Raw genomic sequence first — 1,717 nt, 5'->3', positions numbered from 1 at the left:
GGCCCTTCGAGTCCCGCCCGATGAGTGACTATGCCAACAACGGAGCCAATCAAGGACTGGGTGTGGCCGTGCGCGCTGTCTCACGCCACGCCATGACCGCCAGCGCTGTGCCAATCACACTGAGCGGCAGCCATATTGCCCGTTCAACGGGCGACGGTGACAGACCGTTCGCGACGGTGCCAACGGCCACGTAAACGCCGGTGCCCAGCAGCACGCGGCGCCGCCACCTGCTGCCCAAAGTTTTGCCCGCAGCGACTGGGGCGATGCCAGCAAAGACTAAAGCCGCGACACCGCTGGCACAGCGCAAGCCAACGGGGAGTACTCCATCGTGGCCTCCACCCCAGGATGCGGCTCCCCATGGAGCTCCCGCGGCCAATGCCCCCTGAAAAGCGCTCACCCCTGCGCACCAATAGGCGAAAGTCATGCCCCAGCGTGGCGAGCTGGTGCGCTGATGGAGGGTAGTCACGAGGACATACTTAGCAGACGCCGAATTGCATCTTTGGCAAGGGACTGATCCGTCTGGGTCGTTGACATGACGCGGGGACATCTCAACGATGATGTGGAAACCAGCTGAGGAGGCCCAGGCAGCGGACTTGCTAGCCCAGGTCGCGGACTTCGGCTTAGCCGCGGACGGTGACTTTCAGGTGGTCGAACCCGCCGATGCCGCCGCGCTCAATCCCCATCGAGACGATGGTGTAACTCCTGAGCCAGTCTGGGATGTCGGCGCCTCGCACGGGTAACTTGTCCACGGCTTCGCGGACCGCCTCGGAGAGGTCGTAGGCCCGGGAGTACCCCGTGGCCTCGACGGGATCCTCGCCGAAGAAGTCCCCCTGCAGCGGGGTAGTGACGGATGCGCGGAGCGCGTCGGCGACCGGTAGCTCCTTGACGTCGACGGTTAACTCCCCGCCCGCGTGATGGACCACGACTTCGGGGCGGGCGCCTTCGATACGAAACGCCCGGGCAGCCTCGAAGTCGACCTCCTGCATCGCGCACCGCATCAAGGGATGGACGCTCATCCGTGCGGCGAACGCCGGTGGCTCGACGTCGGTGAGCGTTGGTTCGATGGAGACTACGTGGCAGGCGGACGGTCTTGTTCCTGCTAGCCGGACGATCAGCAGGCCTTCGCTGCGGTAGGCGTCCGCTTTCTCCACCATTGCTAATTCTTGCTCGACGATCTCCATCGGTTGACCTCCCCGTTCTGTTGTACGTCAAGGCTGGCACAGGGGTGTGGGCCGGTCAAGAGCCCTGCGAGTAGTGCGAGCCGGGCTCGTTCCCGACGTTGCCCCCAACGAAATCTCCGAGCACCTCCAGTCCCTATTGGAGGTCGAGCAGATCCTGAGCGGCGCTCCCGCGATGGTGCAGCCCATCGCAGTCGTTGACGCCCTCGATGCCTTTATCGGCGCGCTCGACTACACCGGTCCCTCTCGCCACTTCGAGGTGGGTGGCCCAGGGCAACTCAGATACGGCGCGCTGCTGGAGTCCTACACCTCACACGCCGGTCTCAACCGAGAACAGGTCCACGTGCCCCTGCTGCCGACCGCGCTGGTCGCAGCCGACGACGACTTCCGTCGGATGCTGCTCCCTCAGGGGCATCCTCTCGTGGGCCTCGACGAAGCCTTCCCTCGCTGCCTCGCAGCGCCCGCGACGAGGCCCGAGGGTGCCGACCCGATGGGGTCGTTGCCTCAAGACCCGGCGTGGGCCAGCGGAGGCGGACACG

The 1,717-nt window shown here is 65.5% G+C and carries 1 protein-coding gene and 1 pseudogene; one reads left to right on the top strand and one right to left on the bottom strand.

Annotated elements, in window-relative coordinates; all coding sequences use genetic code 11:
- Positions 1-620: 620 nt before the first annotated feature.
- Positions 621-1,181: a hypothetical protein gene (locus Q4P07_RS14120; protein ID WP_303375552.1), complete on the bottom strand. Its 561-nt coding sequence runs from the start codon at positions 1,179-1,181 to the stop codon at positions 621-623.
- Between the two features lie 172 nt (positions 1,182-1,353).
- Here Q4P07_RS14120 and Q4P07_RS14115 point away from each other — a divergent pair.
- Positions 1,354-1,717, top strand: a pseudogene (locus tag Q4P07_RS14115) (epimerase); the annotation flags it as partial.

The organism is Ornithinimicrobium sp. (genome assembly GCF_030537745.1).
Taxonomy (GTDB): domain Bacteria; phylum Actinomycetota; class Actinomycetes; order Actinomycetales; family Dermatophilaceae; genus Ornithinicoccus.
The sequence above is the reverse complement of the archived record's forward strand: the minus strand, read 5'-3'. Positions and strand labels throughout refer to the sequence as shown.